Origin of the sequence: Streptomyces sp. SM11 (assembly GCF_002910905.1) — a bacterium.
Classification (GTDB): domain Bacteria; phylum Actinomycetota; class Actinomycetes; order Streptomycetales; family Streptomycetaceae; genus Streptomyces.
Map to the genome: position 1 here is coordinate 1 of NZ_NEUE01000137.1, position 19,029 is coordinate 19,029.

The 19,029-nt window shown below is 71.5% G+C and carries 15 protein-coding genes, 4 pseudogenes and 1 riboswitch; of the genes and pseudogenes, 10 read left to right on the top strand and 9 right to left on the bottom strand.

Annotated elements, in window-relative coordinates; genetic code table 11:
- The first annotated feature begins 244 nt into the window (after positions 1 to 244).
- From B9S58_RS10855 to B9S58_RS10865, 3 genes and pseudogenes are all read left to right on the top strand, one after another.
- Positions 245 to 2,771: pseudogene (locus tag B9S58_RS10855) on the top strand (CARDB domain-containing protein).
- Between the two features lie 121 nt (positions 2,772 to 2,892).
- Positions 2,893 to 3,972, top strand: coding sequence for a dihydrodipicolinate reductase (locus tag B9S58_RS10860; protein ID WP_103531911.1), 1,080 nt, complete (start codon positions 2,893 to 2,895; stop codon positions 3,970 to 3,972).
- Positions 3,969 to 4,451, top strand: coding sequence for a carboxymuconolactone decarboxylase family protein (locus B9S58_RS10865; RefSeq protein ID WP_103531912.1), 483 nt, complete (start codon positions 3,969 to 3,971; stop codon positions 4,449 to 4,451). Before B9S58_RS10860 ends, B9S58_RS10865 begins: the two co-directional genes overlap by 4 nt.
- A 97-nt stretch (positions 4,452 to 4,548) precedes the next feature.
- Here B9S58_RS10865 and B9S58_RS10870 read toward each other — a convergent pair whose 3' ends face one another.
- Together B9S58_RS10870 and B9S58_RS10875 are read right to left on the bottom strand one after the other, a co-directional pair.
- Positions 4,549 to 6,192, bottom strand: coding sequence for a GMC oxidoreductase (locus B9S58_RS10870; protein WP_181009264.1), 1,644 nt, complete (start codon positions 6,190 to 6,192; stop codon positions 4,549 to 4,551).
- A 176-nt stretch (positions 6,193 to 6,368) separates the two neighbouring features.
- The gene (locus B9S58_RS10875) at positions 6,369 to 7,196 is read right to left on the bottom strand and encodes a transglycosylase SLT domain-containing protein (RefSeq protein WP_103531913.1); all 828 of its coding nucleotides are present in this window, start codon (positions 7,194 to 7,196) and stop codon (positions 6,369 to 6,371) included.
- A gap of 5 nt (positions 7,197 to 7,201) precedes the next feature.
- Positions 7,202 to 7,389: riboswitch (cyclic di-AMP (ydaO/yuaA leader) on the bottom strand.
- 451 nt (positions 7,390 to 7,840) lie between these two features.
- Between B9S58_RS10875 and B9S58_RS10880 the strand changes: the two genes are divergently transcribed.
- Complete coding sequence (locus B9S58_RS10880) at positions 7,841 to 9,232, top strand: FAD-dependent oxidoreductase (protein ID WP_103531914.1); 1,392 nt, start codon at positions 7,841 to 7,843, stop codon at positions 9,230 to 9,232.
- A 78-nt stretch (positions 9,233 to 9,310) separates the two neighbouring features.
- Here the strand turns inward: B9S58_RS10880 and B9S58_RS10885 are convergent, their stop codons facing one another.
- Together B9S58_RS10885 and B9S58_RS10890 are read right to left on the bottom strand one after the other, a co-directional pair.
- On the bottom strand, positions 9,311 to 11,914 hold the full coding sequence (locus B9S58_RS10885; protein WP_181009265.1) for a SpoIIE family protein phosphatase: 2,604 nt from the start codon (positions 11,912 to 11,914) through the stop codon (positions 9,311 to 9,313).
- 93 nt (positions 11,915 to 12,007) lie between these two features.
- On the bottom strand, positions 12,008 to 12,625 hold the full coding sequence (locus B9S58_RS10890; RefSeq protein ID WP_103531916.1) for a hypothetical protein: 618 nt from the start codon (positions 12,623 to 12,625) through the stop codon (positions 12,008 to 12,010).
- Positions 12,626 to 12,645: 20 nt separating this feature from the next.
- Between B9S58_RS10890 and B9S58_RS38930 the strand changes: the two are divergent.
- The 3 genes and pseudogenes from B9S58_RS38930 to B9S58_RS10900 form a co-directional block, all read left to right on the top strand.
- Positions 12,646 to 13,032, top strand: a pseudogene (locus tag B9S58_RS38930) (helix-turn-helix domain-containing protein); the annotation flags it as partial.
- 311 nt (positions 13,033 to 13,343) lie between these two features.
- Complete coding sequence (locus B9S58_RS10895; protein WP_258044311.1) at positions 13,344 to 14,381, top strand: hypothetical protein; 1,038 nt, start codon at positions 13,344 to 13,346, stop codon at positions 14,379 to 14,381.
- A 113-nt stretch (positions 14,382 to 14,494) separates the two neighbouring features.
- Positions 14,495 to 15,502: a PHP domain-containing protein gene (locus B9S58_RS10900; RefSeq protein WP_103531923.1), complete on the top strand. Its 1,008-nt coding sequence runs from the start codon at positions 14,495 to 14,497 to the stop codon at positions 15,500 to 15,502.
- A gap of 77 nt (positions 15,503 to 15,579) precedes the next feature.
- On the opposite strand, the gene B9S58_RS10905 is transcribed toward B9S58_RS10900, so the two are convergent.
- Complete coding sequence (locus B9S58_RS10905) at positions 15,580 to 15,771, bottom strand: DUF6381 family protein (RefSeq protein WP_030081958.1); 192 nt, start codon at positions 15,769 to 15,771, stop codon at positions 15,580 to 15,582.
- A gap of 259 nt (positions 15,772 to 16,030) precedes the next feature.
- Positions 16,031 to 16,433 (bottom strand): annotated as a pseudogene (locus tag B9S58_RS38935) (hypothetical protein); the annotation flags it as partial.
- Between the two features lie 59 nt (positions 16,434 to 16,492).
- On the opposite strand from B9S58_RS38935, the gene B9S58_RS10915 reads away from it, so the two are divergent.
- The gene (locus B9S58_RS10915; RefSeq protein WP_103531917.1) at positions 16,493 to 16,675 is read left to right on the top strand and encodes a DUF6480 family protein; all 183 of its coding nucleotides are present in this window, start codon (positions 16,493 to 16,495) and stop codon (positions 16,673 to 16,675) included.
- A pseudogene (locus B9S58_RS38940) lies at positions 16,672 to 16,899 on the top strand (endonuclease); the annotation flags it as partial. The gene B9S58_RS10915 and the pseudogene B9S58_RS38940, both read left to right, overlap by 4 nt.
- Positions 16,900 to 17,022: 123 nt before the next feature.
- Here the strand turns inward: B9S58_RS38940 and B9S58_RS10925 are convergent.
- Positions 17,023 to 17,202 (bottom strand): hypothetical protein, encoded by a 180-nt coding sequence (locus tag B9S58_RS10925; protein WP_103531918.1) that lies wholly within the window; start codon positions 17,200 to 17,202, stop codon positions 17,023 to 17,025.
- 75 nt (positions 17,203 to 17,277) lie between these two features.
- Positions 17,278 to 17,667, bottom strand: coding sequence for a hypothetical protein (locus tag B9S58_RS10930; protein WP_103531919.1), 390 nt, complete (start codon positions 17,665 to 17,667; stop codon positions 17,278 to 17,280).
- A gap of 76 nt (positions 17,668 to 17,743) precedes the next feature.
- On the opposite strand from B9S58_RS10930, the gene B9S58_RS10935 reads away from it, so the two are divergent.
- Positions 17,744 to 18,109, top strand: a complete 366-nt coding sequence (locus B9S58_RS10935; protein WP_103531920.1) for a DUF779 domain-containing protein — start codon at positions 17,744 to 17,746, stop codon at positions 18,107 to 18,109.
- A gap of 115 nt (positions 18,110 to 18,224) precedes the next feature.
- On the opposite strand, the gene B9S58_RS10940 is transcribed toward B9S58_RS10935, so the two are convergent.
- Positions 18,225 to 18,965: a hypothetical protein gene (locus B9S58_RS10940; protein WP_103531921.1), complete on the bottom strand. Its 741-nt coding sequence runs from the start codon at positions 18,963 to 18,965 to the stop codon at positions 18,225 to 18,227.
- Between the last annotated feature and the right edge of the window lie 64 nt (positions 18,966 to 19,029).

Here is a 19,029-nt window from a genome sequence, read left to right on the forward strand (position 1 = left end):
AGGCAGCACTGGCCGGAGCGGTCGCCGTGGCAGCGGCGGATCTGGCGCTGCTGCTGGCCCGGGGTGCGACCGCAGCCTGAACAGGCCTGCCCAGGCACATATCTGACGCAGCGTCATTCCGTACGCCTGAATGACATGACCATGCAAGGACCGTTGACAGATCCGAAGCAGAGCAGAAATCCATGAACCCCCAGGCGTAAAAGATTGACTTTCAACCTCAAATATTGTGGAAGCAGAGGACATCATGAGAGGGAAACGACTCACCGGACGGTCGGTCACCGGGCTGTTGATAGCCGCGATGGTCTCCGTCGGACTCCTGCCCGTCGCCGCGAGCGCGGCTGAGGCCACCGATCTGGCCCGCGGCAAGCCCGTCGTCGCCAGCGGATCACACGGCGGGTACCCGGCCGCCAACGCCAACGACGGCGACGTCAACAGCTACTGGGAGTCGAACGGACTGCCGGCCGATCTCACGGTGAAGCTCGGCGCCGACGTGGACCTGGAGTCCGTGGTCGTCAAGCTCGACCCGGACCCGATCTGGGCGAGCCGGACGCAGGACATCCAGGTGCTCGGCCGGACCCAGGACGGCACCGCGTTCACCTCGCTCCGGGCCCGCGCCACCTACGCGTTCAACCCGGGCGGCAACCAGAACACGGTGACCATCCCGGTGGACGGCCGGGTCGCAGACCTCCAGCTCAGGTTCTTCTCCAACACGGAGGCGCCGGGCGCGCAGATCGCCGAGATCCAAGTGCTGGGAACGGCCGCGCCCAACCCCGACCTCACCGTGAGCGCTCTGTCCTGGAGCCCTTCGTCCCAGTCCGAGACAGATGACATCACGGTCGAGGGGACCGTCCGCAACGCCGGTTCGGCCGCCTCCCCGACGACGACCGTCAACGTGAGCCTGGACGGCGTGGTCGTGGGCAGCGCCCCGGTCGGCCCGCTCGCCGCGGGGGGCTCGGCCCCCGTCGCGGTCGAGGCCGGCAAGCGGCCGCAGGGCTCGTACACCGTATCGGCGCTGGTGGACCCGACCGACACGGTCGCCGAATCGGACAACGCCAACAACAGCCGCACCACTGCCTCCCCGCTGGTGGTCGGACAGATCCCGGGCCCGGACCTGGAGGTCCGCTCCATCTCCGCCAGCCCGGCCGACCCGGCCGTCGGCGCGGTGGTCACCTTCACCGTGGCGGTGCACAACCGCGGCACCAGCGCGGTGAGCGCGGGCACCGTCACCCGACTGACCGTCGGCTCCACCACGCTCAACGGCACCACCCCGGCCATCGCGGCGGGCGGGACCGCGAACGTCGCGGTCGACGGCAGCTGGACGGCGGCGAGCGGCGGCGCCACGCTGACCGCCACCGCGGACGCCACGGACCTGGTCGCGGAGACCGGCGAGACCAACAACACCTTCGCCCGCTCCATCGTGGTCGGACGCGGCGCGGCCGTGCCGTACACGGAGTTGGAGGCGGAGGACGCCGATTACGAGGGCACGCTGCTGCGGTCCGACGCCGTGCGCACCTTCGGGCACACCAACTACGAGACCGAGTCCTCCGGCCGCGAGTCGGTGCGGCTCGACTCCACCGGTGAGTTCGTCGAGTTCACCTCGACCGCCCCGTCGAACTCCGTCGTCGTACGCAACTCCATCCCGGACGCGCCGGGCGGCGGCGGCCGCGAGGCGACCATCAGCCTGTACACCGACGGCGAGTTCGTCCGCAAGCTCGACCTCTCCTCGAAGCACAGCTGGCTCTACGGGAACACCGACAGCCCCGAAGGGCTCACCAACACCCCCGGCGGCGACGCGCGGCGGCTGTTCGACGAGTCCCACGCCCTGCTCACCCGGACCTACCCGGCGGGAACGAAGTTCCGTCTCCAGCGGGACGCGAGCGACAACGCCTCCTTCTACGTCATCGACCTGATCGACCTGGAACAGGTGGCGGCGCCCTCGTCAACGACGGGATCGACGACACGGACGCGATCCAGCGCGCGGTGACGGCGAACCAGAACGGCGAGATCGACTGCGTGTGGATCCCGGCGGGCCAGTGGCGCCAGGAGCGGAAGATCCTCACCGACGACCCGCTCGACCGGGGCCAGTGGAACCAGGTCGGCATCCGGGACGTGACGATCCGGGGTGCGGGGATGTGGCACTCCCAGCTCTACACACCGGCGACGACGCCCACGCGGTCTGGTCCAGCAAGTACGTCAAGGACCAGTCCGTCGACATCGGCCACGACAACAGCTTCCGCAACAGCACCATCCAGCTCCCGTGGCGTGCCAACGGCATCGCGATCTACGGGGGTCACGACAACAGGATCGAGAACAACCTGATCTCCGACACGATGAACTACCCGGCCATCATGCTGGCGACCGACCACGACCCGCTGCCCTTCTCCGGGCAGACGCTGATCGCCGACAACGGCCTCTACCGCACCGGCGGAGCCTTCTGGAACGAGGACCAGGAGTTCGGCGCGATCACCCTCTTCCCGCAGAACCTGCCGATCCCCGGAGTCACGATCCGCGACACGGACATCATCGACTCCGCCTATGACGGCATCCAGTTCAAGACGGGTGGCGGCCCGATGCCGGACGTCACGATCGAGAACGTCCGGATCGACAAGTCCAACAACGGATCCGGCATCCTCGCGATGGGCGGCGCCCGCGGCAACGCGACGCTCACCGACGTCACCATCACCGATTCGGCCGACGGCGACGTACTGATCGAGCCCGGCTCGCAGTTCACGATCAGCGGGGGCCCGAACGGCGCACGGGCCAAGCGGTAGGCCCCTGTACGGTTCCCGGGCCGGCGGTTCGTCGCCGGTCCGGGAAACGCCCTTGTGCACCGGCCCATCCGGTGCCGTCGCGGCTCTGGGAAGTGCGGGGTCCCGGGGCTACCCTCCGCGCATGATTCCCACGGTTGTCTGGGGTACCGGCAATGTCGGCCGCGCGGCGATCCGCGCCGTCGAGGCCCATCCGGCACTGACACTCACCGCCGTCCTCGTGCACGATCCCGCCAAGGTCGGCCGCGACGCGGGCGAGCTCGGCGGGGTCGGGCGCACGCTCGGGGTCGCGGCCACCGATGACATCGCCGCCGTCCTGGCCGCCCGCCCCCGGGCAGCGGTCTACGCGGCGTCCGGCGACATCCGCCCCGACGACGCCCTCGCCGACATCGGCCGGGCGATCCGGGCCGGCGCGGTCGTCGTCACGCCCTCCCTCTATCCGCTCTACGACCAGCGCAACGCCCCGCCGGAGCTGCGGGACCCGGTCCTGGCCGCCGTCGCCGAGGGCGGCGGCTCCCTCTTCGTCTCCGGTGTCGACCCCGGCTGGGGCAATGACGTCCTGCCCCTGCTGGTCAGCGGCCTCGGCACCGAGGTGGACGTCATCCGCTGCCAGGAGATCTTCGACTACTCCACGTACGAGCAGGAGGAGTCGGTGCGCCATCTGATCGGTATGGGGCACCCGATGGACTACGAGCCGCTGATGCTGGCGGAGAGCGTTCCGACGATGGTGTGGGGAGGTCAGATACGTCTCATGGCACGGGCACTGGGCGTCGAGCTCGACGAGATCCGCGAGACCCTGGAGCGCCGGGCGCTGGAGACGACGGTCAGCACCCGCACGATGGGCACGTTCGCGGCGGGCACCCAGGGCGCCGTGCGGTTCGAGGTGCAGGGCATCGTCGACGGCGAGCCCCGCATCGTCGTCGAGCACATCACCCGGATCCATTCCTCGTGCGCCCCGGACTGGCCGTCCCCGCCCGACGGGGTGGGCGCGCACCGTGTGGTGATCGAGGGCCGTCCCCGTATCGAGGTGACGGTCGAGGCCTCCGACGAGGACGAGAACCGGTCGGCGGGCGGGAACGCCACCGCGGTGGGACGGCTCGTCTCGGCGATCGACTGGCTGGTGGACGCGGAGCCGGGCCTGTACGACGCACTCGACGTTCCGCTGCGGCCTGCGGTCGGCAGGCTGGGAAGGAGACCGGCATGATCATCGATATTCCGGAGGACCAGGAGCCCATCGGTTACGTGTGGGGGGAGATGGTCCCCGGCATCGGCATGGCCGCCGCCACGTTCTCGATGTCCGTGTACGAGCACACGACGCTGGGCCTGCGGGAGTTCGAGGCGGCCAGGCTGCGGGTGGCGCAGATCAACGGGTGTCTGTTCTGCCTGGACTGGCGGACCGAGCGGGACGGGGCGAGGGTCGAGGAGGAGTTCACCGAAGCGGTGACCCGGTGGCGTACGACGGACGTCTTCGACGAGCGGACCCGGCTCGCGGCGGAGTACGCCGAGCGGTACACGCTCGACCATCACGGTCTGGACGACGCCTTCTGGAAACGGATGACCGCGCACTACAGCCAGGTGGAGATCGTGGAGCTGACGATGAGCATCGGCTCGTGGCTGGCGTTCGGGCGGCTCAACCATGTACTGGGGATCGACGCGGTGTGCGTCCTGCCCGGTCACGGGTGAGGGGCGGGCACCCACTGACGGAGTCCGGGGCCGCCGGGTTGGCACTCCCGGCCCCGGGCTCTCTCGTAGTCCGCCCGCGGACTCTCCGCGGGTGGCTCTACAGATCGGTTGCGATGATCCGTTCGATGTTGCGCTCGGCGAGCGCGGTGATGGTGACGAACGGGTTCACGCTGGTGTTGCCGGGGATCAGTGCGCCGTCGATGACGTACAGCCCCGGGTAGCCGTGCAGCCGGCCGTAGTTGTCGGTGGCCTTGTCCAGGACCGCGCCACCCAGCGGGTGGTAGGTGAGGTGGTCGCCCCAGATCTTGTACACACCGAAGAGGTCCGTGCGGTAGATCGTGCCTTCCTTCTGGTTGATCCTGTCGAAGATGGTCTTCGCCGCGTCGATCGACGGCTGCTTCCACGCCGTCTGCCAGTTCAGTTCGGCCTTCCCCGCCGCCGCGTTCCAGGTGAACCGCGCCCGGTTCGGGTTCTTGGTGATCGACAGGTAGAACGAGGCCCACGTCTCGATCCCGGTGGGCAGCGGCGCGACTTCGGCGAAGGCTCCGCCGGCGTCCCAGTTGTCGATGCCGCCGGTGGGGATGGCGGACTGGACCTTCCCCGTCGGGTCCCAGAGGTGGTTGGCGCGGCCGCACATGACGTTGCCGTTGTCGCCCCAGCCCTTGCCGACCTCGTCGTTGAGGAGGGGCAGCGCGCCGGTGGCCTTGAGGCCGACGAGCAGCTTGCTGGTGCCGACGCTGCCCGCGGCGAAGAACACCTTGTCCGCCGTGACGGTCTTGGTGACGGTGGTCCCACCGCCGGTGTCCAGCTGGTCGATGAGCACGGTGTAGCCGCCGCCGGGGGCCGGGGTGACCGTGGTGACCTTGTGGAGCGGGGAGATGGTGACCCGGCCGGTGGCGTTGATCCGGTCGATGTAGGTCTTCTGGAGCGACTTCTTGCCGTAGTTGTTGCCGTAGAGGATCTCGGCGTCCAGGGCCGACTTGGGGACGGTCCCGGCCGCCTCCTGCTTCATGTAGTCCCAGTCGTAGACGGCGGGCACGAAGAGGAACGGGAAGCCGGAGCGCCGGGCGTGCTTCCGGCCGACCCGGGCGTACTGGTAGCAGCCGACGGTGTCGAACCAGGCGGGATCGATGGTGGTGACGCCCAGCCCGCTGTTGGCGCGCGGGTAGTAGGTGCTGTACATCTCCCCGGCGTTCACCGTCGGGAGGATGTCGCCGAAGTTCTCCCGGCGCGGAGTGACGGCCATGCCGCCGTTGACCAGGGACCCGCCTCCGACGCCGCGGCCCTGGTAGACCGTGATGCCGGCGAACTCCTCGGCATCCAGGATGCCGGTGTAGCGGTTGACGTGTCTGTCGAGGGGGAAGCCGAGGAAGTTGCTCAGCGGCTGCTTGGTCCGGGTGCGCAGCCAGAAGGAGCGGTCGTCCGGCCTGGTGGTGTTGGCGAAGATCTTGCCGTCCGCGCCCGGGGTGTCCCAGGCCATGCCCATCTCGACCATATGGACGTCCGTGCCGGCCTGGGCGAGCCGGAGGGCGGCGACGGAGCCGCCGTATCCGGTGCCGATGACCAGGACCGGTACATGCGCCCCGGAGCCGATGGGCGCCGCTGCCGCACGCACGCTCGCCCACGACGGTGCGGGGGCCCCGGCGAGCGCCGCGCCCCCCAGAAGAGAACCTGTTCCAGCGATGAATCTTCGACGCGAGACGCCCTTGGCCTCGCCATCCTGCATGACAGTGTCGCTCATGTGACATTCCTCACTCTCGACAGAGTGAAACAGGTTCTACTGTCGATCGCGTGGTAAGTCACTAGAAACTTGGGGGTAACTTCCCGGCTCCGCCCGGTACGACGGAGGGACCCCGGACCCATCGGGGTGCCGTTGGCACATCGGGTCCGGGGCCCCTCCGGTTCGGGCGCGGAGGATCAGTAGGCGCCGAAGACGTTGTCGATCGAGCCGTAGCGGTCCGCGGCGTAGTTGCACGCGGCCGTGATGTTGGCGACCGGGTCGTAGCTGTCGGTCGAGGTGCCGGGCACGTGGTAGGCCTGGAAGGTCGGGTCGATGACCTGGAGCAGGCCCTTGGACGGGGTGCCCTTGACCGCGTTGGAGTCCCAGTTGTTGATCGCGGCCGGGTTGCCCGAGGACTCGCGCATGATGTTGCGGTGGATGCCCTCGTAGGTGCCGGGGATGCCGTGGTCGGCCATGACCGCCAGCGACTCCTTGATCCAGCCGTCCAGGTCGTTCGTGTACGTGACGGCCTTCTCGGCGGCCGGAGCAGCCTGCGCCACGGGGGCGGCGTCGGTACGCTCCGAACGGTCGGCACGGTCTGCCGAAGCACCGCGCGCGGCTGACGGGGAAGCCTTGGCGTCCGACGGGGCGGCGGCCTTGTTTCCGAGGGTCAGCTTGATACCCGGGTGAATAAGATCGGGATCCTCTCCGACGATCTTCCGGTTGCCTTCGTAGAGCTTCTCCCAGCCGCCGCTGACGGAATACTCGCGGGCGATCTTGGAAAGAGTCTCACCGGCGACCACGGAATGCTGGGCGGGCACGGCCTTCGCGGCGGAATTCACCTGAGCGGACAGCGAAGCGGGGGCCACGGCCTGCTGAGGAGCCGCAGTGGGCGCGGGGGCCGCGAAGGCACTGGTGGCGCCGATCACCGGGAGGGCGAGAACGGCTCCACCGGTGGTCACGGCGGCGAGGCCGCGGCGCAGCGAGGTGGACTGGGGACGACGGTGCTTACCCTGTGCGGGCATGGGGGATTTCCTCTCCGGCGCCTGCGAGGTGAGCTGTCGGGTTCAGACGGGAGATGTCTGGCCGCACGGTCGTGCGACTTCACCCCAAGCCGTTCCGGTAACGGTTCGGCGACTTACCTGGGTCCCCCGCTCCTGCCGTACGTGAGTGGGTTTCGGATTCCCGGACGGCGGCAGGATTCGGCGTTCCATCCGGATTGACGGTGACCGTAGGCGAGAAACGCCGAACAGAACAAGCCCCGCATTCCTGATTCCCTTTTCCACGCAAGATCGAATGACGGAATTCCCGGATCGGGCCGTGCCGTCGCGGCGTCAACTTTCTTCACACAGAAGGGAACCGATGCGTCCGCTTCCGCGTCCGCCCCCTCGGACGTGACGCTCACCACTCGCTCGCGGCGATGACAAGAACAGGCCTAGGAGAATGCAGCAAAGCACCCAGTAATCCCTTTACGGATAGATCGACCAAAAGAACCAAATCGACCATACGGGCATTGCGAAACGGACTAATCAGACACCCAGGACGAGGCCGGTCGAAGGACCCGCGGGGCGATCGCTTACGGTGTGGGGTGGAGACTGGTAAGCCAACCCTTACCTCCGACGTACGCTGTACCTGCCCGCGTTCGCCCGCCCCGAAGGATCACCACGCCATGACACGCCCCGTCCGCGTCGCCATTGTCGGAGCCGGCCCCGCCGGTATCTATGCTGCGGACGCGCTGCTCAAATCCGAGGTCTGCCAGGACCCGGGGGTCTCGATCGACCTCTTCGAGCGCATGCCCGCGCCCTTCGGCCTGATCCGCTACGGCGTGGCCCCCGACCACCCGCGCATCAAGGGCATCGTCAAGGCCCTGCACCAGGTGCTGGACAAGCCCCAGATCCGGCTCTTCGGCAACGTCAGCTACCCGCACGACATCGGCCTGGACGACCTGCGGTCGTTCTACGACGCGGTGATCTTCTCCACCGGCGCCGAGGCCGACCGGGCGCTCGACATTCCCGGCATCCAGCTGGACGGCTCCTACGGGGCGGCCGAGTTCGTCTCCTGGTACGACGGGCACCCCGAGGTCCCGCGCACCTGGCCGCTCACCGCTGAGAAGGTCGCCGTGCTCGGCGTCGGCAACGTGGCCCTGGACGTGGCCCGCGTCCTGGCCAAGACCGCGGACGAGCTGCTGCCCACCGAGATCCCGGACAACGTGTACCAGGGCCTCAAGGAGAACAAGGCGCTGGAGGTGCATGTCTTCGGGCGGCGTGGCCCCGCGCAGGCCAAGTTCAGCCCGATGGAGCTGCGGGAGCTGGACCACTCCCCCAACATCGAGGTCATCGTCAACCCCGAGGACATCGAGTACGACGAGGGCTCCATCGCGACCCGCCGGGAGAACAAGCAGGCCAACATGGTCGCGCAGACCCTGGAGAACTGGGCGATCCGTGACGTCGGCGACCGCCCGCACAAGCTGTTCCTGCACTTCTTCGAGTCCCCGGTCGAGATCCTCGGCGAGGACGGCAAGGTCGTGGCGCTGCGCACCGAGCGCACCGAGCTGGACGGCACCGGCAATGTCCGGGGCACCGGCCAGTTCACCGACTGGGACATGCAGAGCGTCTACCGCGCAGTGGGCTACTACTCGGAGGAGCTGCCCAAGTTGCCCTTCGACGTGTCCTCCGGAACCGTCCCGCACGAGGCGGGACGCGTCATCTCCGGTGACGAGCACATGGCCTCCGTCTACGTCACGGGCTGGATCAAGCGCGGCCCGATCGGCCTGATCGGGCACACCAAGGGCGACGCCAACGAGACGGTCGCCTGTGTTCTGGAGGACCGCGCCGCCGGCTGTCTGGCCGAGCCGGCCACGCCCGCTCCGGAGGCCGTCGAGGCCTTCCTGGCGGACCGCGGCGTCCGCTACACGACCTGGGAGGGCTGGCACAAGCTGGACGCCCACGAGCAGGCGCTGGGCGCCGCCCAGGGCCGTGAGCGGGTCAAGGTCGTGGAGCGCGAGGGCATGCTGGAGGCCTCCGGCGCCTTCGTGCCGGCCGAGCGCCCCGCCAACGCCTGATCGACGCAGCACCCTCCCAGGAGGGCCCGTCGTCAAACTGCCGTCACCGCCCGGCGGGCAGCAGGTCGACGACAGGTCCTAGGGGGCCGGATCCCGGGCTGCCGCCGAGCGCCCCGGGTCCGGCCCCCTGAACGTGCGCCACAGGTCGGGGCCGGACACCCGGGGTCGCCGGACCGTCGAGGTCCCGGCCCACCGGGCGGCCAGCAGGATCGCGATGTCGTCGGGGCGGTCGATGGCCGCCCTGGCCTCTCCGATGACCTGGTCGGCCGTGTCGGCCAGGGGGACCGCGCCGATGCGTTCGATGGTGGCGCGCAGCCGTTCGATCCCCTCGTCGATGTCCGTGCCGGGGCGCTCGATCAGCCCGTCCGTGAACAGGGCGAGCATCGCCCCGGGTTCGAGCCGCATCTCCGTGACCGGGTAGGTCGCGTGCCCGTCGATCCCGAGCACGATGCCGCCGGGCAGGTCCAGCACCTCCGTCCGGCCGTCGGGCCGCCGCAGCACCGGCTGCGGATGCCCTGCCCGTACGGCACGGGCCACGCCGGTCGCCGGGTCGAGGGCGATGTAGCAGCAGCTCGCGAACTGTCCCGGGTCGAGGTCGATGAGCAGCCGGTTCGTCCCGCTCATCACCTCCTGCGGATCATGGTTGCTCAGCGCGAACGCCCGTACCGCACTGCGCAGTTGCCCCATGGTCGCGGCGGCGGATACACCGTGGCCCTGTACGTCGCCGATGATCAGGGCGAGTTCGTGGCCCGTCTCGATGACGTCGTACCAGTCGCCGCCCACGTCCATACCCTGGGTGCCGGAGAGGTAGCGGCCCAGGGTGTCCACACCGTCGATCTCCGGCAGCCGGTGCGGCAGCAGGGCGTCCTGGAGTCCGCGGGCGAGGGCCGACTCGCTGTCGTAGCGCCGGGCGCGCTGCAGGGCCTGGGCGATGAGGCCGGCCAGTGCCGTCAGGACCGTACGCTCCTCCGGGCTGAAGCCGCGCGGCCGGTCGAAGCCGAGGATGCAGGAGCCGACGGGCCGCCCCGAGGCGATCAGCGGCAGGAACGCCCGCGCCCCGACGTCCGCGTCGATCGGGATGCCCGGGTAGGCCTCGGCGAGGCGCTGCATGGACTCGAAGAAGATCGGGCGGCCGGTGGTCAGGGTCTCCACCCCGGGGATGCTGACGTCGAGCCCGACCCCGTCGAAGCGGTCGAGGAAGCCCTTCGGAAACCCTGTCTCCCAGGCCAGCTGGAGATGCTGCTCGTTCAGCAGATAGATGGCGAGCTGACGGCCTCCGAACGCGGGCAGCAGCTCCTCCGTGACCACCGCGGAGACCTGACGGGCCGTGACCGCCTCGGTCAGTGCGATGGCGAGGGCCACCGGCCGGTACAGCGCGGAGGAACGGTCGGCCGTCGAGCCGATGCCCAGGCCCGGTGAGGTGACGGAGCCGGGGGCGTAGGCCGGCTGGTCGGTCGTCTGGAGGACGACGCTCACCCCGTCGTGGCCCGGGTACAGGGACACCGACAGCCAGCGTGCGGGCGGGCGCCGGGCGAGGAAGTGGACGGGGTCGCCGGCGATCAGGGCGGCCCGGTAGTGGTCCTCGTAGGCCTCGTGCCCGAACCACGGCAGGGCCCGCCACACGAGATGGCCGACCAGCTCGGCCCGGGGGTGGCCGAGCAGCTCCTCGGCGAGGCCGTTGGCGTAGGTGATCCGCCCGAGCCGGTCCAGGGAGAGGATGCCCCGGGGCAGCCGGTCGGCGGCCTCCGGCACGACGGGTCCCGCACCGAGGTCGACCAGGAAGCCGCTCAGACGGCTGGCCGACACATCGCCGTCCGGGTGGGTCCAGCGGCCGGACAGCTCCAGCAGATGGGACCGGCCGTCGGGGCCGCGCAGCCGCATCCGGCGGACCACCGGCTCGGCCGACTCCACCGTCTGCCGGGCCAGCGCCCACAGCCCGTACACGTCCTCCGGGACCAGCCGTTCGGCGAGCGCGTCGACGGTGCCCGGGAAGGCGGCGGGCGCGAAGCCGAGGATCGCGCAGAGTTCGTCGTCGGCGGCGACCTGCCCGGAGTGCAGGTCCCAGTCGAAGCGGCCGACCCGCACCGGGGGCGCGGTGGCGGCGGGCAGCTGCACGGGGACCGGCTCGGTCTCCCATACGCAGTCGACGCCCTGCCGCTCCAGGTCGGCGAGCGCGCCGCCGAGCCGTTGCCCCAGGCGGTGCAGGCGGTCGCCGTCGGCGAGGGCGACGGGCTGCCCCGGGGTGGAGGCCCGCAGGACCCCCAGCACACCCAGGTTTCCCCGGGGCCCGGCGATCGGCACCCAGAGAGAACCGAACGGAAACGGCAGCCCCGCCATCAGCTGCGGAAACCGGCGCATCGACTCCTCCGCGTCGGAGAGCAGCACGGGCCGCCCCGAGCGGTAGGCCTCGGACACCGGGAACGGACGGTTCACATGCATCCGCCACCAGGGCCGGAACAGCGGGCCCGGCAGTCCGGCGAGCACCGCGAGCCGCAACAGTCCGGGCGTTCCGCTGCGCAGGTAGACGCCGCCCGCGTAGCCGCCGGTCGACTCGACGGCGCTGACGAGGCCCTGCGCGAGGACGAGGGACAGCTCGTCGGGTGCTCGGTCACCGTCGTGTCCCCCGGCAGCGGTCCCGTTTCCGCCGGGCCAGGGATGCCGGGGCGTATCGTGCCGGGTCACACAGCCAGCATGCTCCCGGTGCGGGGTACCCCGCACCTCCGCGACCGGCCGCCCCTCGTCGGCCGGTCGCGAGGCGGAATGCGGACGCGGGTGTCAGTGCAGCTTGGCGACGGCGGTGCGGGTCGTCTTCTTGAACCCCGCCAGCGGTGCGCCGTCGAGGTCGCCGAGCTGTCCCCACTCGACGACGGTCACCGTCCGGCCGTCGCGGCCCACGGAGTAGAGCCCGATGTCGGTGGAACCGACCTCCGGGTAGGACGTGTCAATGCTGTAGACGTGCGCACCCTCCTCGACATTCACCCGGCCCTGGTGGAGCGCCTCCCCCTCCAGTCCGGGGTTCTGCTCCTTCAGCCGGTCGAGGCAGGTCTCCAGGGAGCTCCGCAGCTCGGCGGCGAGCGTCCTGGCCCGCGCGGTGGTGGTGGCGACCGTGATGGTCTGGCGGGCTCCGGTGTCCAGTTCGGTACGGAATGCCCGGTAGCGGGTGCCGGCCGCCGGAGCGATCCCGGTGGTGCACACGGACCCTTCCTCGGGCACTCCCTGGCGGACCGGACCGGCCGTCCAGGGAGTGAGGGATGCGGGCAGCTGGCCCGCGCTCAGGAACTTCGGCAGGGCGGGAGCGGGGGCCGGGGCCGCGGCGGCGGGCACCTGGGCCAGTGCGGTGACGGCCAGACCCCCGGCAGCGGCGGTCAGGAGTGCGGTGCGGAGAGTGCGCATGGGTGGGTTCCCCGTTTCGGATGGTGCGGTCAGATGGTCGTCCGGCGTCGTTCCGCCTCGTACGGCACACGGTGAGGAGCCGTACGGCGGCGGTACGGGAACGGGCTCCAGCCTGGGCCGCCGCCCCGGACGCGGACAAGCGCGACACGGCCTCCCGCCGGGCTGGAACCGTCCCACCCCCGGTGACGTGGGTGTTCTCGAAGGGCTGGAACGCCCGGGAACGGCGGCGAGGGAGGTCGAGCGGGTTGGGTGACGCCGAGGGGTCCGCACGGGCGGCGCTGGCGGAGCGGCTGAGCGCGCTGCGGGAGGGGTCGGGCCGGACGTACGCGTCGCTGGCCCGCCGCATCGGGGTCAGCGGCTCGACGCTGCACCGGTACTGCACGGGGCGGACCGTGCCCGCGGAGTTCGCCCCGGTGGAGCGGCTGGCCCGGTGGTGCGGCGCACCGGCCGAGGAACGGGAGGCGCTGCACCGCCTGTGGATCCTGGCCGACGGCGAGCGTCTCGACCGGCAGGGGACCGCGGAGGCGGAGCCGGCGGAGACGGAACCGGCGTGGCCGGCGGGGGGGCGTGCCGATGGACGTCTCGGCCGGGGAGACGGTTTCGCCCGGGGGACGAGCGGCGGACCGCGCCACCGGGGCCGGGGGGGTCCGGCGAGGCCGCATCCGCGCCACCACCTCCTGCGGACCCGGTGCCCTCCGCCGCGGAGCCGCCCCGCCCCGTGCCGTCCTCCGCCGCCGGGGACCCGGCCGTCTCCGGGGGCGGAGCGTCCGGGAAGCCGGTGCTCCGGTCGCGCCGGGTGCGGCGGTACGGGCAGGGGCTCGGCGTCCTCGCCGCGGCTGTCCTCGTCCTCTCCCTGGTCGCGGCGTTCGGAGGGACCGGACTCACGGGGGTGGACCGGCGTCCGTCGGTGGCCCACCGACCGGGCGAGCCCCCGGCGGACGCCCCGGAGCCCTCCCCCTCCGGCTCCCGCACGCCCGGAACACCGCAGGGCACACCGAGCGGGACTCCGCGGGGAACGCCGTCCGGCAGCCCCCGGCCGACCGTGCCGCCCGGCGTCGTGCCGCGCGACGAGACGGCCCCCCGGCAGTCCCGGCCCTCGCCGGGGCGGGAGTACGGGCGTGTGCCGTTCACCTGGACCGGCGACGACCACGTCTGGAAGAACGGCTGCGGCCACTCCTACCTCGTCGACCGGGCGCCCGCCGCCGTTCCGCCGCCCCCGGTGGAGGCCGACGCGGCGCCCTGGGCCGGAGCGCTCGGCGCGGTGCACGCGGGCGAGACTGGCGTCAGGATCACGCTGCAGGGCCGGGACGAGCGGGCCGTGGTGCTGGAGTCCCTGCGGATCCGGGTGGTCGAGCGCCGACCACCGGCGAAGGGCCGGGTCTACCGGATGAGCTCCGGCTGCGGCGGGGCGCTCACCCCGAGGATGTTCGACGTCGATCTGGACGTACCCCGCCCCGTCGCCCGCTCGGTCGCGGGCAACGACTCGGGCGAGCCCATCGAGGCGGTCGCCTTCCCGTACAGCGTCTCGGTCACCGATCCCGAAGTCCTCCTGATCACCGGTCGCACGGTCGGCTGCGACTGCGACTGGTTCGCGGAGCTGGCCTGGAGCAGCGGCGGCCGGTCCGGCACGGTGCGTATCGACGACGGCGGGCGGCCGTTCCGCACGAGCGGGGTACGGGGGCGGCCCGTGCTCGACCACGACACGGCCACCGGCCGCTGGGAGCCCGTGGCGGACGCGCGGGAGGCCGGGTCCTGACACGGTGACCCGCGTCGCGGAGGCGTGCGGGAGCCGGTGCGCCCATGCTGGTGGGACGGGCGGCGCGCACGGCGGACCGGTGCCGGCCGCGGACGTTCCCGGTGGAGGTGCCGATGGATCCCGTCACCGCCCTGCGGCGGATCGCCTTCCTGTTGGAACGCTCGCAGGCCGCCACCTATCGGGTGAAGGCCTTCCGTACGGCCGCCGTCGCCGTGGACGCGATGGCCGCCGGGGAGGCGGCCGAGCGGGTGTCCGCGCATTCCCTGGAGCGGGTCGCCGGGATCGGACCCCGCACGGCCGAGGTGATCCGCGAGGCCCTGGCCGGAAGGACACCCGGATATCTGGACCGGCTGGAGAAGGAGGCCGCGGCGGAGCCGCCCGTCGAGGGGGGCCAAGACCTCTTCGCCCGTCTGACGGGCGACTGCCATCTGCACTCGGACTGGTCGGACGGGGGCAGCCCGATCGAGGAGATGGGCCGGACCGCCGCGGAGCTGGGGCACGCGTGGGCGGTCCTCACCGACCATTCGCCCCGGCTGACGGTGGCGCGCGGCCTGTCGCCGGAACGGCTGCGGGAGCAGCTCGCGGTGGTGGCTCGGCTCAACGAGGAGTGGGCGCCTTTCCGGCTGCTGACGGGAATCGAGTGCGACATCCTCCCGGACGGTTCGCTCGACCAGGAGGACGAACTGCTGGAGCGCCTCGACGTGGTGGTGGTCTCCGTCCACTCGAAGCTGCGCATGGACCCGGCGCCGATGACGCGGCGTCTGGAGGCGGCGGTGCGCCATCCGCGGGCCGATGTGCTCGGCCACTGCACGGGACGCCTGCTGGCCGGGCGGGGCCGGCCCGAGTCGCGGTTCGACGCGGACCGGGTATTCGCGGCCTGCGCCGGGGCGGGGACTGCGGTGGAGATCAACTGCCGTCCGGAGCGGCAGGATCCGCCCCGGCGGCTGCTGCGCGCGGCCGTCGCGGCGGGGGCGCTCCTCGCGATCGACACGGACGCGCACGCCCCGGGGCAGCTCGACTGGCAGCGGTCGGGGTGCGCCCGCGCCGAGGAGTGCGGGGTGGCGGCGGACCGGGTGGTGACGACCTGGAGCGCGGAACGGCTCCTGGAGTGGGCCGGCTGACCCGTGCCCGCCCGCCTCCCGGAGGTTCTGCTTGCCCTCCGGGAGGCGGGCGGACGGACGTACGGGCGTCGGCGGGGCTACTTCTCGGGGTAGATGTCCCCGGCCGCCATGGCGCTCTGCTGTTCGCTCCGGTCCCGGATCGTCCGGGACTTCTTCTCCAGACGCTCGCGCTCGTGCGGGTCGCTCGCACGCTCCGCGGCCTCGGCGAGCTGCTGGGCCTTCTCACGCATCTGCCGAGCCAGGTCGGCTGGTTCGTCCGAACCGCTCATCACCACTCCTTGGACGCTGGGGACCTCTGGGGCGTGTCCGGCGGATCCTGACCGGGTCCGCGACGCCTGGCACGGCGCCTCGCGGCGTTGCCGAGAACGCCCTGACCCCAGCGAACCAGCGACCCGCCGCATCCGCATCCCGTGCGGCCGGGGTCCGGACGCCGGCCGCACGGGATGCGATGCCGCACCGGCGCGGGCGATCAGTCGGGCTGCCGGCCAGGACGCCGCAGGAGTGCGCGCAGCCGGGATTGACGGCGTGCGCCTGCGCGTCGGCGGCGAGCTGGGTCGTGACCGGGGACGGCGCATCCCTCGATCGCCTCGGCGAGGGGGGCCGAAGGGTTCCTGGAGCAGCTCCGTCACATCGGCCGGGAACATCGACTCCTCGGTGCGGGCCTTCGCCAGTCCGGTGAGGGTGCGGGGCGAATGGCACAGGACGACGGTGCGGATCTCCAGCATGTCGAGCCCGGTACGCAGGATCACGCGGCGGCAGCCCCTGTCTCACCCTGAGGTTGAGGGTGAGACTTTCCTCCGCCTACCGCAGCCCGGCGTCGACCTCCCCGGTCCCGGGCGGTGTCGGCGACCCGCGGGACGCCGAGGACCGGCATCGCGCTGATCGCCACCTCGGGCACGAACCCATTGCCCCGTACCAGCCGCCCGGCCATACCTGGGGCGGTACGGCGGAGGACGTGCGCGGAGACACGGTCGGAGAGACCCTGGAGACATGGCTGTTCCGCTGAATCCCCCAGGAGAGACACCGCCGGCCGAGGGCTCCATAGGCGAGGCCCACGAGGAACGCGCGGACGGAGGGCTGTGGGAGCACCCCGGTGTCTGGAGCGCCCTGATCGTCATCGGTGCGCTCGTCGTCGCCGGATTCTTCCTCGCCCGGATCTTCGGATACGGATGAGCGCCAGGGGCTCCGCATCGGCGCGCCGGATCACCGACGCGCTGCCGGAGGAGTGCGGTCGGACGTATACGGCGGATGCCGGGATCCGGCTGCGCGACACTCCGCAGCCGCTCTGCCGGCTCCTGGTGCTGAGCCACCTGCTGAGCGTCCGGATCCGCGACTCGGACGTCATGGCCGCTGCGCGAGCGTTGTTCGCGCACGGTACGCGCACCCCGCGCCGGATGGGAGGCGAGCCCCGCGCGGCAGTGTCCACAGCCCTGCGGGCACCCGAGAAGGCCGGCGTACCCCACAGGGCGGGCTCACGAAGGCGCCCATGCCGTACGCGACGGCACGGGCGCCCACTTGTCTCAGCGGTCGGAGGCTGCCCGCGATGCGCGCGCCAGGGCCTCCTCGCGGCGGGCCTCGGCCTGTTCCTTCCTGCCCTCGGCCTTCAGCCGCTCGTTCTCGAGGGCGATGCCGTCCGATTCCTTGATCATGCCTTTGAGCCTCCGCGCCTTGGCGCGGGCTATCTCGGTGCTCGTTCCCACAGCTGCCTCCATGCCGCGAGGGAGATACGCGCTTCTCCCTCCACTATGCATACCCGCACGGCAGAACGCAGGGGGTCACAGGAGCGGATCCTCGTCCTCGTCCGGCCCCCCGCCCTCGACGCGCAGCGCGAGGTCCTGGAGAACGTCTGCCGACGACACGTCGCTCTGCCCGGAGTCATGGACCTGGGCCAGCATCGTGAACGCCAGGGTGAAGGCGCTCACGAGCTGTTCGACCGCACCGCCGACCTCACGTCCGACGACGGAGACCACCTCCTCGACGGAGAAGTCGTCGGGGATGGCGATGTGAGGCATCGTCTCGTTCAGCAGGGCGGTGACGGCGCCCGCTCCCGCGTCCAGGTCTTCCCGCTCGAGGTCCGCCTCCAGCAGACGCTGCATTTCGCGCGCCTCTGTGAGGATGCCGATCACGCGCTTCACGACTTCCCGTTGCTCCATGGGCGCGAGCATAGGGCGTGCAACCCGGTCGCAACGTCCGGTCGAGTTGACTTGCGTCCGGTTGTCGCAGCCGAGAAGGGGCAGGTCCATGGAGTGTGACCCGAAAACGCCCGCAGTCGAGCTGACTCCCGCCGCGGCCGGACTGCTGCGGCGGCTGCGCGCGGACCACGGCCCGTTGATGTTCCATCAGTCGGGCGGCTGCTGTGACGGCAGTGCGCCGATGTGCTACCCGGCCGGTGAGTTCCGCACCGGGGACGCCGATGTGCTGCTGGCGGCCCTCGCTGTCGAGGGGATGCCCGAGAGCGTGCCGTTCTGGATGTCGCGAAGCCAGTACGCGGTGTGGTCCCACACCCGGCTGACCGTGGACGTGGTGGAGGGCCGGGGCAGCGGATTCTCACTGGAGGCTCCGGAGGGGGTGCGGTTCCTCATCCGTTCCCGTCTGGTGGACGGCTGATGGTGGACGACTGAGGAATCGCACCGCCCGTCGGGCTGTGCCGCGTACCGCGAGGATGCCGCGCGGCACACGGACCCTGTCCCGCACCAAGCCGTGTGCCGTGGAGAGGTTGCGGTCAGCGAGGCGGATGTTTCGGGCGCGAGCGGTTCTCCAGCATCGCCCGGCGGATTCCGGCCGCCGTGGACCGCGCGTGCTCCGGGGTCGCCGTGTGATCGGCGACCGAGGTGACGAAGCGGTGCAGCGGCTGGCGGCAGCGGGTGCACGGGGTGTCGGTGGTGAGGAGGTGGCCGTCCTCGCACTGCGGGTCGGTGCACGAGCCGGGCCGCAGGAGCTGCTCGGCGATGTCCTGGGCGCTCCACCGACGGCGGCCGTCCTCGTCCGTCTCGCCCAGCGCATGGGCCCAGCGCAGGTTCCAGCGGCGTTCGATGCGCTCACGCAGGAGGCCGGAGCTGCGGACGGCGAGTTCCTGGTGGATGAGGTCGTGCACGGTGCTGGGCAGTCGGCCGCCGAGCGCCTGGAGGAGCTGGGGCGGCAGGGCCTGAAGGACGTAGCCGGGCGGGTTGCTCCGGGCGTTCTCCCGCCAGCGGTCGCAGGCACAGGACCCGTCGGGGCGCTTCGGGGCGTGGCAGCGGCCGCACAGTCCGCGGCACTCGGCGCACAGTCCGCCGTCGAGCCCGTCCAGATAGGGCGCGGGCGCCCGGCCGCACTCGTGGCAGCAGGCCGCGCACGGCCCGCAGAGCCGCTCGTTGCCCGATTTCGTCGTCCAGGTCCGCATCTGGCACCGGCAGCACATGCCGGTGTTGCAGTACTCGTGGTGGGCGGCGCCCGCGTGCCGGCCGGAGGGCGGAAAAGACATCTGCCCATTGTGCGGGATATCCGGGCGCGGCGCGGACGGACCACGGGCCCCGGCCGGGCCGGGG